Genomic DNA, 17707 nt, shown 5'->3' with positions numbered 1-17707 from the left:
GGATGCCCTTTTGGCATGATCTTTAATGGATTAAGCAGGCGGACGCATGATTGTATCTGGAAAATGTGCCGTGTGATAAGAAGGATTTTTATAAAGCTGTGTTATAAATGATACCAATCGTTTTGGGACCACAATGACTACATATAACGCAACCAGCCGTAGTCAATTCCACTCGCGCTCCGGTCTGTTCCTGCAGAGATTTTTGCAAATCTAGCGCATCTTCCTCGGCCATGGTATGCACAACGATCACGAGATCGCGGTCGATCTGTTCCTTATGACTAAGTGTGTTTTGCAGCATTTGTTCCAAGGCCTTTTCCCGTTTGCCACGGACCTTGTACGCAGGTGACATCTTGCCATCGGTTACCCGAATGACTGGTCGAATTTTGAGCAGACTGCCAATCAGGTTTTGCATGCCAGAGCAGCGTCCACCTTTGTACAGATACTCCAACGTATCGATGACAAACTCAGTTCGCACATTCGGTTTGATGGCTTCGACGAGATGTGTAATCTCGGTCAGACTTTGCCCTTTTTCTGCTGCATAAACTGCCTTCATGACCATCAGGGCAATCCCGGAAGAAAGATTCAGAGAATCCACCACAGAGATGCGACCTTCTGGAAACTCGGAACTGGCCAATCTTGCATTTTGATAGGTTGACGAGAGTTCAGAGGACAAGCTGATATATAAAATATCATATCCTTGTTCTATGTAAGGTTGAAATGCCGTCATGAAATCAGCAGGTGAAGGTGCTGCCGTTTTGGGCAGACGCCCATCCCTGCTTACACGTTCATAGAGCTGCTCCGGCTTAATTTCAGCACCGTCCTTCAGTGATTCCTCACCGAACACGACATATAATGGGATAATACCGATATCGTGCTGCTGGATCCATGCTGGGGCCAGATCACTTGTGCTGTCCGTGAAAATTTTGATTCGTGACATGTCAATCTCCTTTGGATACGAAAATTTGGCCATTAAAATGGATGAAGATGATAGGGATCAAGTGTCATTTCGTTACAATTTTTTGAGAAATGAATTTGAGCCTAATGTAAGCTTTTAAACCATATAGATACCTGCAATAATAAGCCCGGCGAATGCCAGAATCATGACTCCACTGAGAATGGTACCAATGATAGCAAAGACTTTTTTTCGATTCTTGAGCACAAGCCCAATCACTCCGAGAATGAGTCCTGCGAGATTAAGTATCAGACAAACCAGAACAGCCAGAGAAGCCAGAACAACTGCTGGATGCAATGCAATTTCTTCCACTTGGATCGGTGTGGTTACGACACCAATTGCACTGTTGATAGCCATCGTGGCAATAAATAAAGTCAGCATGTAACCAATGATCGACACCAATCCAATCACAAAATTGCAATACAGGCCCAGAATGTTTCAATCGACCCACGGGTGGATCTTCCAGGGAGGAGGGAGAAGGTGTAAATGGGTTGTCATGATTGGGATCCGAATGATCTGTACCGGAGCCTGATTGATAAGGATCATTGTTATTCTGGTTATTTTGATTATCCATGAATGGTTTATCCCTCCTTACTCGTGGTCATGAGTGTGTGTAATTAACCTAATCTCGATGAGATGATTCTAATTAAGAGAATGAAGGCACTCCTTTTTACTTTTCCATAAAAATCGATAAAAATCAAGGTTTCACGCCAGTTTTCGTCGATTTTGAGGCAAAAGCGAAGGAAAGTATATATAACCAGACATATGAATGCCTTCCGCATCGTAGCTTGCTGGTAAACACGGCAAGGATTCGCTAAAATGAATAGTTGAGAGATGAACTAAGGGAGAGAAGGCAAATGCAACGGAAATGGATGATGATGGGTGCTGTACTGACGATGCTTTCGGTGGCTATTGGTGCGTTTGGTGCACATATGCTCAAGGAAAGCATCGGTGCGGACGCCATAGCGGTGTATGAAACCGGAGTACAATACCACATGATACATGCAATCGGACTGCTAATCATAGGTCTCACAGCGGGTCAGCTTGGACCCTCCACTAAGCTCAAGTGGGCAGCACGCCTGCTGTTTATTGGAATTATCGTATTCTCGGGCAGTCTGTATGTACTGAGTATTTCGGGTATTAAAATATTGGGAGCCATCACCCCAATCGGCGGGGTAGCCTTTATTGTTGGGTGGTTGCTATTAGCAATGGACGTATGGCAGCGGGGAAAAGATCGCGCATGACGATCTGCAATGGATGGTTAAAGCTATGGGCTATTCAAGTGGTGCCAGTTCATTGTTACATGTGAATGAACCTGAAAAAAGCAACTTGCACGGGAAATGGTTAAAGATTTCCTACGTAAGTTGCTTTTCGTTTAAATGCTCATTGATTACAAAAACTCATCGATTTCATTGGTTCGAAACGTATACACTTGTTTTTCGTCCACATGGTAGACACTCACAATGCTGCTATCCCGATCAAAATTCAGTATACGGCATGGAATGCTCTGATGCTTGCCGTTCTTATTGTTCACAACGATCCGTGTAAGACGGTTTTCTTTGATGAGGGTATCAATCCATACATCGAATGAATTTCCGTTGGTATTGTTGGATACTTCAGACGAAGGAGTAAGCTTGGAAGCAGGTGTTTCGATATCGGACTGTGGTAAGACTGGAACGGTTGGATCTGTCGCTTGGTTTGGTGATGAGTTCTTCTGTCTTGCATTAGATTGTGATTTTTTTCTTTCTTTATGAAGAAAGGCGAAGGAGTCCTTTTTGGACTGCAGTGTCACTTCAATAATTTTGCCAAGCTCTATGCCGGATTGAATCCGGAAGTCCGCAATTTGTTCCTCTTTGTTTATGAACTCCAACAGGGACTGCAGTGCCAATGCATTCGAGCGGCTCTTAATAAGAATATCGACATTGAACAAAAAGCCGATTTCTTCTTCGTTGGATAAGGTTTCTTTCATTCATCCCAGCCCCGTTAAAAGATATGTCAGCAAATTTAAGCTTCACTACACTATATCACTAAAATTGCTATAATCATAGTGCTGAAGACATAGAAAATGAGCGAACCACTTGGGCTAATTTAAGTAAAACCACATTCATTTCCAATCCTTTTCCGCAGGAGTCCACACGGCTATCCAAAATGAGGCATACAATTATCGTGACCTGAGGAAGAGGAGGTGTATCGGGAAATTATGGTGACGATGGAGCCGATTGTGGTTGGAGAGCATGTCTTGGTCGGGGTAGAGGTTAAGCTGCCCAAAACGACATTACTGACGATTAATACATCTAAAGGATATATTATGTGCGGAGCACTCGATGTGGGGTTACTTAATGAGAAGCTTGGGGATCGCAAGATTATTGCAGCTCGGGCGGTTGGCGTGCGCACATTGGAACAGCTGCTGCATGCACCTATGGAGTCAGTGACCACGGAAGCCGAAGCGATGGGCATTACGGTTGGCATGACGGGTGTAGAAGCATTGCTCAAGATGATCTAATTCCTGAATAATCAGCGATGAAAATGGGGCTCCCCTTCTGGGAAGCCCCTCTCTTTAATTTACATGTACTAATCTATCTCAAACGATAAAACATACTTCCATTAATTTAAGCTTCATCCTTGGCGAACAGGGCAGCCAAATTCTCTTGGAAAGGAGCGCGAACAACGCCTTTTTCCGTAATAATGGCCGTTACATATTCGTTAGGAGTGACATCAAACGCCGGGTTGAATACTTTTACACCTTGCGGTGCTGTACGTTTACCAAATCCTTCGGTTACTTCCTCCGCAGCACGTTCCTCAATCGGAATGAGATCTCCGGATGGTGTAGACAGATCAATGGTGGACAGCGGGCTGGCTACATAGAATGGAATATTGTGCGCTTTGGCAAGGACCGCTACGCTGTAAGTTCCGATTTTATTAGCTACATCCCCATTGGCAGCAACGCGGTCTGTACCGACGATAACTGCCTGAATCCAGCCTTTGGACATGACCATACCTGCCATGTTGTCGCAGATCAGAGTAACGTCAATGCCGGCTTGCTGGAGCTCAAAGGCTGTAAGGCGTGCACCCTGAAGGACAGGGCGGGTTTCGTCTGCGAATACTTTCAGGTTGATGCCGCGCTCGTGAGCGAGGTACATCGGTGCTGTCGCCGTTCCGTATTTCGCGGTTGCAAGTCCGCCAGCATTACAGTGTGTGAGTACTCCCATACCGTCTGCGAACAAAGGAAGAGCATTTTCTCCGATTAAGCGGCAAACTTCTTCGTCTTCTTTCTGAATCAAGAGAGCTTCAGCTTCAAGAGCAGCATTGCTATCTTCGATGCTTGCACCTGATTCAGCGAGGTCACTGGCTTTTTGCATCATACGATCCAGCGCCCAGAACAGGTTAACAGCCGTTGGACGGGAAGTGGCAAGATGAGCACAGATGGATTTTACATGATCCAGCCAGCCTTGTATGGCAAGTCCGTCATATGCCTTGGCACCTAGTACTACGCCGAATGCAGCAGCAATCCCGATCGCCGGAGCACCGCGAACTTTCATCGAGTGGATGGATTCCCATACTTCCTCGGGCGTGTACAGTTTCAGCATCAGAATTGTTTCAGGCAGCAAACGCTGATCAAGCATTTCAAGCTTGTCCTGTTTCCATATAAGGGAGGACAAAGGCTGATGTTCAGGGGTTGTCATGGATGTTCCTCCGTTTCCTTGAGTTAAGCCTTTATGAGTTCTTTAAGTTAGATTTTAATGGCAGTAACTGCTGTAGCTACTGTATCCAGAAGTTCACCGATTGTGTTCAGATTACGATTACGCTTGATAAGTGCTTTACCAATCGCCAACGCTTTGCGCTGAGCACGTTCACGTTCTGTGGCATCCCCAATCGTATCGATATCTGCCACATGCGCGAGTCCGACAATACGGCGGACCATTTTCGCGCCAGTAAAGCCAGCAGCGTCTCTGAATAATTGTTGTACATAAAGATCTTCGTATCCAGGTGCCTTAGCCATAGGATCAACCATGTCGGAAGTCCACAGACCACGGAAGCGGGATTCGAATTCAGTCCATACGTCACGAACCATATCCAACAAAATCTTTTCACGCTCATGAAGAGCCGTCTGATCTTGAATTCGACCTGGCAGCGAGGCGTAATGGAGAAGCAAATTGGCAAGCACGGCACCTACATCAAATCCCATAGGCCCAAAATAAGCAAATTCGGGATCAATGACTTTGGTCGATTCAGGCGTGACGAAAATGCTGCCTGTGTGCAGATCACCATGAAGTAGAGCTTGACCATGGGTGAGAAATTTCTCACGCAGCAAAGCTACTTCAAGATGGAGTTCTCCATCTGTACGAAGTGCTTCCGCTTCGTCTTCAATGGAAGCCTCATAATTATTTTTCTCCGCAATGCGATAAGGTTCATCAAAGATCAGATCTTCGGTTATTTTACATTGATCCGGATTGACGAATCTTCCCTGTTTTTCTTTCTTCAGCTGCTGGTTCATACCAAGATCTGAAGTGAAAAACAGCGTTCTTGCCATGAACTCCCCGATATGTTGTGCAAAATGAGGATATGTTCCACCATCGATGAGGCCTTTACGCATAATCACATGATCGCTCAAATCCTCCATCACGGTTAAGGCGAGATCATCATCATAATAGTACACTTCGGGCACCATTCCCGGACATAAACGATACTCTTCCTGCAGGATTTCCCGTTCAATTCTGGCACGTACCAGAGACAATGGCCATGATTCTCCGACCACTTTCGCATAAGGAAGAGCTTGTTTGATAATGATACTTTTATCGGAGTTCTGATCCGTGATATGGAAGACCAAATTCAGATTGCCGTCACCGATCTCACGACATTCCAGATTCGCATCTGCCGCAAACGGACCCGGTAATGTTTTGGCCAGGTCGATTGCATCCTGGGGCGTTAAAGGGTGATATTGGGACAAGAATGCCACCTCCATATATATGAAGAAACAGGAGAAAACCCACTTCTTTGCTTGGTATATGTCAGTATATCGGAAATAACTGTGATTTTGTACCCTTTTTTGAGACAGGTGATACCGGACTTGTTTCGAACTTCCTGTGCACGGGTAAAAACAAATAGGCCGGACGGTTGACAGGAATACCGCCGACAAGGCTCTCTGCCACAGGGTGGAGCCGAATTGTTAAATCTCTGTCATTGACGGCAGGTTGACCTGCTTAAAGTGAATGTCAGACTAATTTTATAATAAAAGGATGGGATTAAGATGGCTACAAAAAACAAAACAAATCAAGCAAAATCGGTGGAACAAGTACTTAATCGTCAGGTGGCAAACCTGAACGTCCTGTATGTGAAAATCCATAACTATCACTGGTATGTAAAAGGACCTAACTTTTTCACACTGCACGTGAAATTCGAAGAATTCTACAATGAAGTGACTGTACAAATGGATGAAATTGCTGAACGTATTCTTACTCTTAAAGGCAGCCCTGCAGCTACAATGAAAGAATATCTTGAGTTGTCCTCTATTCAAGAGGCTGCTGGTGGTGAAGATGCCAACACAATGGTACAGAATCTGATCGAGGATTTTGCTACATTGTCGAACGAGTACCAGGAAGGTATTGAAGTGGCAGAAGCTGCGGAAGATCAACCAACATCCGATATGCTGACAGGCTTCAAGGCTGATCTGGAGAAACATATGTGGATGCTTCGCTCTTTCTTGGGCTAATTCCACCTTCACTTATCGAGTTTTTGCTGCCTTATAAAACATACATTACTCCACCCTAACTTTCACGTTGTCAGGATAGCGCCCAGCGTCTATACTGCTGACAAGACTGACTTCGGGAGGAGAACCTATGATAGGCACAACTGTACCGGCATTAAAAGAATGGGCCTCCGCAATCAAAGCACTGGAAACGGGTCGCCAGATTATGGTAATGCGCAAAGGCGGGATTGTGGAGGAAACCCGACGCTTTGAGTTGCAAAGTCCAGCGTTCTATCTGTATCCGACTTATGAACATCAGCGTAAAGAACTGATAAAGTCCTCTGATCATTCCTATGTTGAGGAATCACTGGCCGAATGGGTGCCTGAAGCTTCGACGATCCGTCTCACGGCATATGCTGAAGTGACGCAGGATTTAAAGATCAGAGATCAGGAGATGCTGGATCGACTTCATGACTTTCATATGTGGACTGGGGATTTTGCCGAAGACCGTTTAAGGTGGAAACGCAAAGATCCACTTCACGTATTGATACTCCGAGTGTACCGTTTGAAGGAACCGATGGAGATTCCCGTATTATCTGAATACAACGGATGCCGTTCATGGATTTCCATTCCGAATGGTCCGGTGCCGAGCGAAATGACGCCGGTGTTGGATGTTGCGGATTTTGACGAACAGGTACAGAAGATTAACGAGACGCTCAAAATGTAATGTTAATTATCGAAAGGACTTGTCCATGATGTGGATAGGTCCTTTTTTCGGTTGAGAGGAGAAGATTCGTTAAAAGGTTAAATTCCTGTGATTTTTCTCACTGTCTATTTATGACGAAGAAGTTTTGTTATTTGATTCAAACGGGCTTTTAAGATAGAATCAGGTAGAATAATGTTTCCTGCACGGGACAAGAGATCGTAGGAAATGACTTGATTATCATTGAGAATCAGTTTAGAATTATTCTAAAGTGATTCTTGCTTTGAAGATTGGAGCACAGGAGAAATTCAGGGGAAGCCCTGTTCAGATATAATAGGCGCTTTTTCGTTTTCGACAGTACACATCAATTTAATCAATGGAGGGAAACAATACACATGGCTACGAATTTCGTCATTGAAGGTCTGAAAGCGACGATCGAAGGTAAGGAAATCCTGAAAGGCATCAACCTGGAAATGAAAGGTGGAGAAATCCACGCAATCATGGGTCCGAACGGAACAGGTAAATCAACGCTGGCTTCTGCACTTATGGGGCACCCTAAATATGAAGTAACAGAAGGTACAGTAACTCTTGACGGTGAAGATGTACTGGATATGGCAGTAGACGAGCGCGCTCGTGCAGGTCTGTTCCTGGCTATGCAATACCCGAGTGAAATTGCTGGCGTAACGAATTCCGACTTCCTGCGTAGCGCAATTAACGCACGTCGTGGTGAAGGCAACGAGATCTCCCTGATCAAGTTCATTCGCCAAATGGAAGGTAAAATGAAAGAACTCGACATGAATCCTGAATTTGCTCACCGTTACCTGAATGAAGGTTTCTCCGGTGGTGAGAAAAACGGAACGAGATTCTGCAAATGATGCTGTTGGATCCGAAGATCGTAGTACTTGATGAAATTGACTCCGGTCTCGATATCGATGCTCTGAAAATCGTGGCAAACGGTGTTAATGCAATGAAGAGCGAAGATCGCGGTTTCCTGATCATCACTCACTATCAACGTCTGTTGAACTACATTACGCCTGACTACGTTCACGTAATGATGCAAGGTCGTATCGTGAAATCTGGCGGACCTGAGCTTGCTCACCGTCTGGAAGCTGAAGGATATGACTGGGTTAAGGAAGAGCTGGGAATCACAGACGAAACTGTAGGCCAAGAAGCGTAAAGACAAAACGGAGGAGGATAATCAATGACTACACAAACAATTCTTCCGGTTGAATCTGAAGCGCTTCGCGCCTTGTCGGAAAGTAATAATGAACCCGGCTGGTTGACCGAACAGCGGCTCGAAGCTTTAACGCTTGCGAGCGGGCTTGCGCTTCCCAAACTGGAAAAACAAAAAATCGAACGCTGGAATGTCAGCGAGTACGGCACATATAAAGCAAGTGAAGCCATTTCTTCTTTGACAGAAGTACCTGCTTCCATCAAAGATTTGGTTCAAGATCAAGCTGAAGGCAGCCTGGTTATCCAGCGCAATTCCGGTACAGTGTACTCCAAGTTGTCTGCTGATCTTGCAGCAAAAGGAGTTATCTTCACAGATCTGGCTACAGCGGTTCGCGATCATAGCGATCTGGTAAAAACATATCTGAATACGGCTGTAAAAGCAGATGAGCATTCACTTGCAGCACTGCATGCAGCACTTTGGAACGGCGGGGTATTCCTCTATGTTCCGAAAAACGTTGAAATTGAAGTTCCACTGCAAGCGGTACTGCTCACAGACGATGCTTCTGCAACGTTTGCACCTCACGTGCTTGTCGTTGCTGAGTCCAACAGCTCCGTTACTTATGTAGATAACTATGTATCCGGCGAACTGTCTTCACCTGTATTCCATAACGGTGTTGTGGAAGTGTTCGTGAAAGCTGGGGCCAAAGTCCGTTTCGCATCTGTTCACCAACTAAGCACAAGTGTTACCGACGTATCCTTCCGCCGTGCAGTGGTGGAGAACGACGGTTCGATTGAGTGGATCGTTGGCGAGATGAACAACGGTGATACTGCAAGCAACACGATGACAGTTCTTAAAGGAAATGGCTCAAGCTCCGATTCCAAAGTGATTGCAGTAGGTTCCGGTTCCCAGAAACTGAACTATACAACAGAAGCTCGTCACTTCGGCAAAAACACGCCAAGCCAGATGATTACACGTGCAGTTATGCGTGAAGAAGCTTCTGCAATCATTAACGGAATCACGAAGATTGAGAAAGGTGCTACCAAAGCGGACGGACAGCAAACAGAGAAAGTACTGATGCTGAGCCCGAAAGCACGTGGAGACGCCAACCCAATTCTTCTCATTGATGAGGATGATGTAACAGCAGGTCACGCAGCCTCTGTAGGTCAAGTCAATGTGGAGCAAATTCATTATTTGATGTCGCGCGGGATTAACCGTACGGATGCGGAACGCCTGATCATTTACGGCTTCCTGGCTCCGGTGGTGGCGGATATTCCTCTGGAAGCACTGCGTACCCAATTGCAGTCTCTCATCGAACGGAAACTGGGACAATGAACCCGGCTATCCGCGAGCAGTTCCCGATCCTCCACCAGGAAATCAACGGACACCCGCTCGTATATCTAGATAACGCAGCGACTTCCCAGAAGCCGCTGGCTGTAATCGAAGCGATTAAACATTATTATGAATATGAGAACTCCAATGTGCATCGTGGTGTTCATACGCTTGGAAGCCGTGCAACGGATGCTTATGAAGGCGCACGGGAGAAGGTTGCCAAGTTTATCAACGCACGACGCACACAGGAGATCATTTTCACCCGTGGGACAACGACCGCTTTGAATTTGGTTGCTTCGTCTTACGGACGCGCAGTTTGCAAAGAAGGCGACGAAATTGTTATTACGCAGATGGAACACCATAGCAATCTGATTCCATGGCAGCAGGTAGCCAAGGAAACGGGAGCGACATTGAAATACATTCCGCTTCAGCCAGATGGCAACATTGATTTGGCTGATGTGGAGAAGACGATTACAAACAAAACCAAAATTGTTGCAATCGCCTACGTTTCCAATGTTATGGGTGTTGTTCATCCAGTAAAACAAATCGCTGAAATTGCACACCGTAATGGTGCTGTCATCGTTGTAGATGGCGCACAGAGCACGCCGCATATGAAGGTGGATGTTCAAGATTTGGACTGTGATTTCTACGCATTATCCGGCCATAAAATGTGCGGACCAACCGGAATCGGTGCACTTTACGGCAAAAAGGCGCTGCTGGAGTCCATGGAACCGGTTGAGTTCGGCGGTGAAATGATTGATGAAGTTGGTCTCTATGATTCCAATTGGAAAGAGCTTCCCTGGAAGTTCGAAGGTGGAACCCCGATTATCGCAGGAGCAGTTGGATTGGGTGCAGCTATCGATTTCCTGGAGCAGATTGGTATGGATGAGATTGCTCATCATGAAAGTGTGCTGGCAGCTTATGCAACGGAACGTATGGCCGAGATTGACGGACTGACCATTTATGGACCAGCCAAGCGTCATGTCGGGGTCGTTACTTTTAACCTAGGTGACGTGCACCCGCATGATGTGGCAACAGTACTGGATGCGAGTGGCGTAGCCATTCGTGCCGGACACCACTGCTGCCAACCGCTGATGCGCTGGCTGGAAGTCAGTTCAACAGCTCGTGCCAGCTTCTATCTATATAATAACGAACAAGATGTGGACCGACTTGTCAGCGCCTTAATCCAGACAAAGGAGTATTTTGGCGATGCAACTTGATGATCTGTACCGGCGTGTCATAATGGACCACTACAAAAACCCGCGCAACCGCGGAACGTTTGATAATGACGCTGTCACTGTGAATTTGAATAATCCAACGTGCGGCGACCGGATTTCACTGCAACTTTTGCTGAAGGACGGAATCGTTCAGGAAGCCAAGTATACGGGGAAGGTTGTTCCATCAGCATGTCCTCGGCATCCATGATGACCGAGGCAGTCAAAGGCAAAACGATGGATCAGGCACTCGACATGGCTAACCGTTTTTCCTCACTGATGAAAGGGGAAGAAGTCGATTTCGACGATTATGAAGATCTCGAAGCCCTATCCGGTGTGAACAAGTTCCCTGCTCGCATTAAATGTGCCACGTTGGCCTGGAATGCATTACGCAAAGGAATTGACGAAGAGGACAATGTACAATAACGATAGGGAGGTAGAGCAAGATGGCTAAAAAAGCACCAGAAATGGAAGAGTATAAATATGGTTTTCGTGACGAGCACAAATCCATCTTTCAAACCGGTAAAGGTCTGACTGCAGAAGTCGTTACCGAGATTTCCAAGATTAAGAACGAACCGGAGTGGATGTTGGAATTCCGTTTGAAATCCCTGAAACAATTCGAGAAGATGCCTATGCCGAAATGGGGCGGAGATCTCGACGGATTGGACTTCAACGATATCCAGTACTATGTTCGTCCTTCTGAAAAACAAGGAAAAACATGGGAAGAGGTACCTTCCGAAATCAAGGAAACTTTTGATAAACTGGGTATCCCTGAAGCGGAACAAAAGTTCCTCGCAGGTGTATCGGCACAGTATGAGTCCGAGGTTGTTTATCACAACATGCAAAAAGAATTGGAAGATCAGGGCGTAATCTTCATGGATACGGATACTGCTCTTAGAGAGCACCCGGAAATCCTGCGCGAATATTTCGCAACGGTTATTCCACCAGCAGATAACAAATTTGCTGCACTGAATAGTGCTGTATGGTCCGGAGGAAGCTTCATCTACGTGCCTAAAGGCGTGAAATGTGAAGTGCCTCTGCAAGCATATTTCCGGATTAACTCCGAAAATATGGGACAATTCGAGCGTACACTCATCATTGCAGACGAAGATAGCTTCGTTCACTATGTAGAGGGCTGTACAGCTCCGATCTACAGCACGAACTCACTGCACAGTGCGGTCGTTGAGATTATCTGTAAGAAAAATGCCCGTGTTCGTTACACAACGATCCAAAACTGGGCACCAAACATCTACAACCTGGTTACTAAACGTGCAGTTGCTGAAGAAAATGCAACGATGGAATGGGTCGATGGTAACATCGGTTCCAAACTGACGATGAAATATCCAGCAGTTATATTGAAAGGTCGCGGAGCTAAAGGTTCGGTTCTGTCCATCGCTGTAGCTGGTAAAAATCAGCATCAGGATGCAGGTGCGAAAATGATTCACTTGGCTCCAGATACAACATCAACCATTGTATCCAAGTCGATCAGTAAACATGGTGGTAAAGTAACCTACCGTGGTCTGGCTTCCTTTGGTCGCCAAGCGGAAGGTGCGAAATCCAATATCAAATGTGATACGCTCATTTTGGATAATGAGTCCACATCCGATACGATTCCTTACAATGAAATCATGAATGATAACATTATGCTGGAGCATGAAGCTACGGTATCGAAGGTGTCCGAGGATCAACTCTTCTACCTGATGAGCCGTGGTTTGACTGATGCCGAAGCAACACAGATGATTATCATGGGCTTCATTGAACCGTTCACGAAGGAATTGCCGATGGAATATGCGGTAGAGATGAACAGATTGATCAAGTTCGAAATGGAAGGCAGCATCGGTTAATACAGCTGCAAAAAAAAGATCGGGGATTTTCCCTCGATCTTTTTTTGTTTTATGGAGGATGATCTGCCTCTGTATGCAGGCTTGAACCAGATTTGAAATGTTTAAAAATACAAAAATATACATTTGATTTATTTTCCCGTAACACTGAGTACATATATTTGAATGGATTCAAAATATGAGGAGGGATAGTTTATGAGACAACCATTAGCAAAAAGAACAAAGGCTTTATTATTATCAGCGCTGGTTACATTCAGCATATTACCTCTGTACTCCCCTGCTGCACATGCTGCTGAGGACGGAGCAGCCTCCGGTTCGTTCAACATCCTAAGTTATAATGTAGGCGGCCTCCCCAGTCTCGTTTCCAGTTCCAAGCCTCAAGAGTATACGGTGCAGATTTCCCCTAAGCTGAACGACTATGACATCATTAATGTGCAGGAGGATTTTAATTACCACAACCAGTTGATTTCGCAAGTAACCCTGCCCTATTTGACTCAAACGAGCGGGCTAGCCGGCTTTGGAAGCGGGCTGAACAGTTTATCCCGGTATCCGTTCCGGGACTTGAAAAGGGTAACCTGGAACAAGCGATCCGGTCTGTTTGACAATGGAAGTGATGAGCTGACGCCCAAAGGTTTCACCGCAGCAACCTACGAGATTGCACCTGGCGTGAAAATTGATGTATATAATCTGCACGCAGACGCAGGCGACGATGATAAATCGCTTGAAGCCAGACGTGATAACATCAGACAGCTTTCCGATTACATAAAAAATCAATCTGAGGGCAACGCGGTCATTGTTTTTGGTGATACGAATACTCGTTATACCCGTGCTTCAGACAACATCGAGATGCTGCTGACGGAAAATGAATTGCATGATCCTTGGATTGATCTCGTTCGGGGTGGAAGCATTCCGGCAGACGGAGATGCGCTTATGGATGCTGGCAACGTCAATGGCCCCAATTATGAAATTGTGGACAAAATCTTATACCGTGGAAGCAAAGCGTTAACATTGAATGCCGCAAGTTATCGTGTGGAAGATCAGAAATTCGTTGATCCATCTGGAAATCAACTATCTGATCATTTTCCGATTACAGCAAATTTTGTATACAGTGTTTCCCCTGCATATCGACTCAGTTCAACCCTTGGAGGAGCAGGCGGAACTGGCTTTAATGATTTGGAGCGCATACCTGATGCGCAGCCTGGCTCAATTGTACTGGACACGGGCAACCGTGTGGATGGTATTACGACGTTGTATCGAGATGGAACAACTCTGACACATGGAGGGAAATCCAATACTTCCACACTGAATCTCGCTAATGGTGAATATCTAACACGGGCAACGATTAGTCAGGGGACACGGAATGGAGATAAACGAATCTTTCACCTTGAATTAACGACCAATCTGGGGAATAAAATTGCAGGGGGCCAGAAGACTTCGGAGCAGATCATTCTGGACGCGCCTGCGGGTTGGTATATCGCCGGGTTTTATGGAAGAGCCGATCAAGAGATTGATCAGCTTGGAGTTATTTATAAGCCTGTCCAACCTTAATCCCTTTAATCTTGGAACGATAGAGAACAGATAAATAATCTATATCACCGCTTGGAATAAGCATTGGAAAAGACCGCAGGGTTTGGACCAATAACATTCTGAGCGGTTCTTTTTTGTAATAAAATAAGATCAATAGCACAAGCCATTTACTAGATTCAAGCATCTAATGATAGAAAAGGATGTGAAAACATGAGCGACAATCCGTTTAAGGGATATCGGATTACAAGTTCATTTGGCTACAGAATCCATCCTATTTCTGGCGGACAGACATTTCATCGTGGAATCGATCTCGTCACAGAGCCATGGAATGGGCCCATACATGCATTTATGGACGGGACTGTACGTTTTGCTGCGGAAGGGGCTACAGGCTCAGGATTCGGCGGTTATGGGCTTACGGTTGCGGTGCAGGATCACAGGGGTTACTTGCATTGTTATGCCCACCTTTCCCGAATTGCAGTAAAAGTTGGACAGCAAATAAAGCAAGGGCAGCTTCTCGGCAACCAGGGGAGCACGGGTGAAAGTACAGGGCCACATGTGCATTATGAGGTACGCAAATCCAGCACCCCTTCGTATGGATATACGGCCAGTGAGAATGGTGTTGTGGATCCAGGGATCTATTTGCAATCTGAATATAATTCAACTGTGGAAGGATCGGAGGAGACGCCAATGACAATGGAGGAAAGAGAACGGTTAACAGCAATGGAGAAGATGCTGGAATCCCAGTCGGCCTGGATCCAGCAGCAAAAGAACATTGCCAGTATGGCTTGTCCGTCTTGGGCAGAGGAAGCTTATCGTTATTACCAACCGTTTATAATGAATGAGGCGGGCAGTTATGATTTTTGGAGATTGCTGGTTATCATGTATCGTAAGGAAAAGGGGATCAAGGTCTCTTCCGGTTCCTCAGGTTAACAACAAGCGGATCAGGAGTAAACGTGAAGCCTAATTTTCAGTCAAAAGCAGGCAGACAACCATTTATGGAATGTTGCCCGTTCGCCCGGTTCATCTAACCGGAAACGTCATATGTTAGGGTATACCTGATGAAGAGGAGGCAATCACATGAGCGAAGTAGGATATGGCTGTGGCGGCAACGTAGGCGGCGTAGGCGGATACAATATGTTCACAAACACTGGTGCGATCTTGGTACTGTTCATTCTGTTGGTTATCATCACGAAAGCATTCTGCGTTTAATCCGATATGAATTAATGTGAATAAAGGGGAGCCTCAGTGGCTCCCCTTTATTCACATGCATACGAGGTACACGTTGTATCGGATGTTCTCTTGGATCTGAATTACGCTAACTGTTGCTGCGGATTCCTGAACGCTTATTGCTGGCTTACTGGATATAAATTTCAACGATTGCTATATCTCTTTCCTTCGCTAAATCGATAAAGGCTGTAGAGGTCTGAACGAGTGGGCGGAAGTAATCCGCAGGGTTATTTAAAACAATCAGACCGGTTTCGCCGGTTGTGAGCAGAACCCTTTTGCCAATAAAATTGGGCAGCATATGTTTGATGAGTTCCTGTGTGACTTCAGCATTCAATTGACCAAAGCTGAGGCTGTACAATTCGCATAGCACGGAGATAAGTTCCTGCTTGGTCTGATACACCCGATTGGTCGTCATCGCGCTGTACACATCTGCTACAGCCGTTATACGGGCAAATGGATGAATCTCGTCGCCTTTCAGTCCGTAAGGATAGCCACTTCCATCTTCACGCTCATGATGCTGGAGGGCAACGGTTGCAAGAATCTCATCCTGAGTGGATTCCATGACAATCTCATAACCATATAACGTATGTTTCTTCATTTCTTCAAATTCTTCGGGCGTTAATTTGCCCGGCTTATGTAACATTTCAGATGGAATTTTGGACTTGCCTATATCGTGAAGATATCCTGCTTTGGCTACAGTCAAACATTCCTCAGGGTTGTAGCCCATCCAGCCGGCGATATAAAAAGCGAGCATTCCGACTTGTAAAGAATGATTGTAGGTATAGTCATTATCCCCGTCAAGCATCAGTAGCAAGGAGACAACATCCTTTTGTTTTTCAAGTTGTCCCGTTAGGGTTATCAAAATCTCATCGACCTGAGTCTCATCAATAAAACCCTTCTCCATCGCTTGTTCGAACAGAGATTCTGTACCTTTGATCGTATCGTTAAACAGGTTAGTTAACAGACGGGTTTGATCGGAAGGTAAGGTTTGTGCATCAGAGTGGAGGTCAGATGTTGTATGCTCTACATCTGCGTAATCGATTCCGTGCTGCAGCAGCTTGGCAATATCATCGTCGCTGAGTCTGGAACCTTTCATCAGCATGTGGAGACCCGAACTGTTGTACACATCATTTTTTAGCAGGTCGCCAGGTTTAAGATCAGTAACATGCACTCTCACGTATAAACCACCTTTTCCTCGACTAATATCGACATATATCATTATAATAACAAGAAAAAAATGGGTTGACAACGACTTATTTACTAATTTCATTGCCCGTTCAAAGGGTCGAATGACTAGTTATTTAATTGTCCATGGGGTTCCAGGGTCCTAGTTGATGACCTTTCCACTCGGAACCATCTTCCCATACTTCTTTTTTCCAAATGGGGACATTCTGTTTGAGTCTTTCGATCGCGTAGCGGCTCGCATCGTAACAGTCACTGCGATGAGGGGAGGAAACGGCAATGACGACGCTGATCTCTGCTACGTCTACCTGCCCAATCCGGTGACTTATCGCACATATCACACCTGGCCAGCGTTCATTGATTTCACTGCCGATAGCCGCCATCTGAGAAAGTGCCATAGGTACATAGGCCTCGTATTCGAGATGAACCGTTCGTTGTTGTCCGGTCATTTCACGGGTGGTGCCAACAAAGGTAAGGGATGCTCCATGGTTTGCAGTGATGACTAGCTTCGTTGTAGCTTCCACGGACAGTGGGGACTGGGTGATCAGGAATAATCCGTCATCCGTACGATGCTCGGGATGGGGAGAACGCTGTTCGTCACCAGTCAAATAGGTCCCATCTCCACCCGACACAGGGGGAATTAAGGCGAGTTCGTCCTCGGCCTTGATTATAATATCGGCAGAAGCATACTGTTGGTTTACTGCCAGGAAAGAAACGCGTATTTGAGCCGCCGCTTCTGGGTAAGCAAGGCCCAGTTTTTCTTTTAATTGCACAGGAGTTGGATCTGTTCCAGGGTATTCATATTCGAGCAGGGATGTGCCCAGACGTTCAGCGATGCCTGCAAATAGTTGAATTGTCAATTTCATGCGAAT

General features: G+C 45.8%; 17 protein-coding genes and 2 pseudogenes. 12 read left to right on the top strand and 7 right to left on the bottom strand.

Annotation, left to right across the window (positions count from 1 at the left end):
- Positions 1–88 precede the first annotated feature (88 nt).
- On the bottom strand, positions 89–937 hold the full coding sequence (locus tag ACTWJ7_RS25195) for a DegV family protein (protein ID WP_301879501.1): 849 nt from the start codon (positions 935–937) through the stop codon (positions 89–91).
- A gap of 114 nt (positions 938–1051) precedes the next feature.
- Positions 1052–1333 carry a hypothetical protein gene (locus ACTWJ7_RS25190; RefSeq protein ID WP_301879500.1) on the bottom strand — a complete coding sequence of 94 codons (282 nt, stop codon included), beginning with the start codon at positions 1331–1333 and terminating at the stop codon, positions 1052–1054.
- A gap of 476 nt (positions 1334–1809) precedes the next feature.
- Here ACTWJ7_RS25190 and ACTWJ7_RS25185 point away from each other — a divergent pair, with 476 nt between their 5' ends.
- Complete coding sequence (locus ACTWJ7_RS25185; RefSeq protein WP_024629083.1) at positions 1810–2196, top strand: DUF423 domain-containing protein; 387 nt, start codon at positions 1810–1812, stop codon at positions 2194–2196.
- 146 nt (positions 2197–2342) lie between these two features.
- On the opposite strand, the gene ACTWJ7_RS25180 is transcribed toward ACTWJ7_RS25185, so the two are convergent.
- The gene (locus tag ACTWJ7_RS25180; RefSeq protein ID WP_301879499.1) at positions 2343–2921 is read right to left on the bottom strand and encodes a hypothetical protein; all 579 of its coding nucleotides are present in this window, start codon (positions 2919–2921) and stop codon (positions 2343–2345) included.
- Positions 2922–3152: 231 nt separating this feature from the next.
- Here ACTWJ7_RS25180 and ACTWJ7_RS25175 point away from each other — a divergent pair, with 231 nt between their 5' ends.
- Positions 3153–3455, top strand: coding sequence for a YunC family protein (locus ACTWJ7_RS25175; RefSeq protein ID WP_017689545.1), 303 nt, complete (start codon positions 3153–3155; stop codon positions 3453–3455).
- A gap of 106 nt (positions 3456–3561) precedes the next feature.
- Here ACTWJ7_RS25175 and mtnA read toward each other — a convergent pair whose 3' ends face one another.
- Positions 3562–4635 carry an S-methyl-5-thioribose-1-phosphate isomerase gene (gene mtnA / locus ACTWJ7_RS25170; RefSeq protein WP_079345983.1) on the bottom strand — a complete coding sequence of 358 codons (1074 nt, stop codon included), beginning with the start codon at positions 4633–4635 and terminating at the stop codon, positions 3562–3564.
- 47 nt (positions 4636–4682) lie between these two features.
- The gene (gene mtnK, locus ACTWJ7_RS25165; RefSeq protein WP_079345981.1) at positions 4683–5900 is read right to left on the bottom strand and encodes an S-methyl-5-thioribose kinase; all 1218 of its coding nucleotides are present in this window, start codon (positions 5898–5900) and stop codon (positions 4683–4685) included.
- 300 nt (positions 5901–6200) lie between these two features.
- On the opposite strand from mtnK, the gene ACTWJ7_RS25160 reads away from it, so the two are divergent.
- From ACTWJ7_RS25160 to ACTWJ7_RS25115, 10 genes and pseudogenes are all read left to right on the top strand, one after another.
- Positions 6201–6662, top strand: coding sequence for a Dps family protein (locus tag ACTWJ7_RS25160; RefSeq protein WP_079345979.1), 462 nt, complete (start codon positions 6201–6203; stop codon positions 6660–6662).
- A gap of 127 nt (positions 6663–6789) precedes the next feature.
- Positions 6790–7365 carry a DUF1802 family protein gene (locus ACTWJ7_RS25155; protein WP_301879498.1) on the top strand — a complete coding sequence of 192 codons (576 nt, stop codon included), beginning with the start codon at positions 6790–6792 and terminating at the stop codon, positions 7363–7365.
- 371 nt (positions 7366–7736) lie between these two features.
- Positions 7737–8518, top strand: a pseudogene (gene sufC / locus ACTWJ7_RS25150) (Fe-S cluster assembly ATPase SufC).
- Between the two features lie 24 nt (positions 8519–8542).
- On the top strand, positions 8543–9847 hold the full coding sequence (gene sufD, locus ACTWJ7_RS25145) for a Fe-S cluster assembly protein SufD (protein WP_301879497.1): 1305 nt from the start codon (positions 8543–8545) through the stop codon (positions 9845–9847).
- Positions 9844–11064: a cysteine desulfurase gene (locus ACTWJ7_RS25140; protein ID WP_024629095.1), complete on the top strand. Its 1221-nt coding sequence runs from the start codon at positions 9844–9846 to the stop codon at positions 11062–11064. Before sufD ends, ACTWJ7_RS25140 begins: the two co-directional genes overlap by 4 nt.
- Positions 11054–11484, top strand: a pseudogene (sufU, locus tag ACTWJ7_RS25135) (Fe-S cluster assembly sulfur transfer protein SufU). The gene ACTWJ7_RS25140 and the pseudogene sufU overlap by 11 nt, the downstream one beginning before the upstream one ends.
- Before the next feature lie 20 nt (positions 11485–11504).
- Complete coding sequence (gene sufB / locus ACTWJ7_RS25130) at positions 11505–12902, top strand: Fe-S cluster assembly protein SufB (RefSeq protein WP_285074676.1); 1398 nt, start codon at positions 11505–11507, stop codon at positions 12900–12902.
- 192 nt (positions 12903–13094) lie between these two features.
- Positions 13095–14447 (top strand): jacalin-like lectin, encoded by a 1353-nt coding sequence (locus tag ACTWJ7_RS25125; RefSeq protein WP_301879496.1) that lies wholly within the window; start codon positions 13095–13097, stop codon positions 14445–14447.
- A gap of 189 nt (positions 14448–14636) precedes the next feature.
- Positions 14637–15356 (top strand): M23 family metallopeptidase, encoded by a 720-nt coding sequence (locus ACTWJ7_RS25120; protein WP_301879495.1) that lies wholly within the window; start codon positions 14637–14639, stop codon positions 15354–15356.
- Positions 15357–15503: 147 nt separating this feature from the next.
- On the top strand, positions 15504–15635 hold the full coding sequence (locus ACTWJ7_RS25115; protein ID WP_208642727.1) for a YjcZ family sporulation protein: 132 nt from the start codon (positions 15504–15506) through the stop codon (positions 15633–15635).
- A gap of 145 nt (positions 15636–15780) precedes the next feature.
- Here the strand turns inward: ACTWJ7_RS25115 and ACTWJ7_RS25110 are convergent, their stop codons facing one another.
- Positions 15781–16830, bottom strand: a complete 1050-nt coding sequence (locus ACTWJ7_RS25110) for an HD-GYP domain-containing protein (RefSeq protein ID WP_024629100.1) — start codon at positions 16828–16830, stop codon at positions 15781–15783.
- Positions 16831–16954: 124 nt separating this feature from the next.
- Positions 16955–17701: a molybdenum cofactor biosynthesis protein gene (locus tag ACTWJ7_RS25105; protein ID WP_301879494.1), complete on the bottom strand. Its 747-nt coding sequence runs from the start codon at positions 17699–17701 to the stop codon at positions 16955–16957.
- Between the last annotated feature and the right edge of the window lie 6 nt (positions 17702–17707).

The sequence above is a fragment of the Paenibacillus sp. 1A_MP2 genome, from assembly GCF_052244825.1.
GTDB classification, from domain to species: Bacteria; Bacillota; Bacilli; order Paenibacillales; family Paenibacillaceae; genus Paenibacillus; species Paenibacillus vandeheii.
This window is presented reverse-complemented; position numbering and strand designations above follow the sequence as displayed.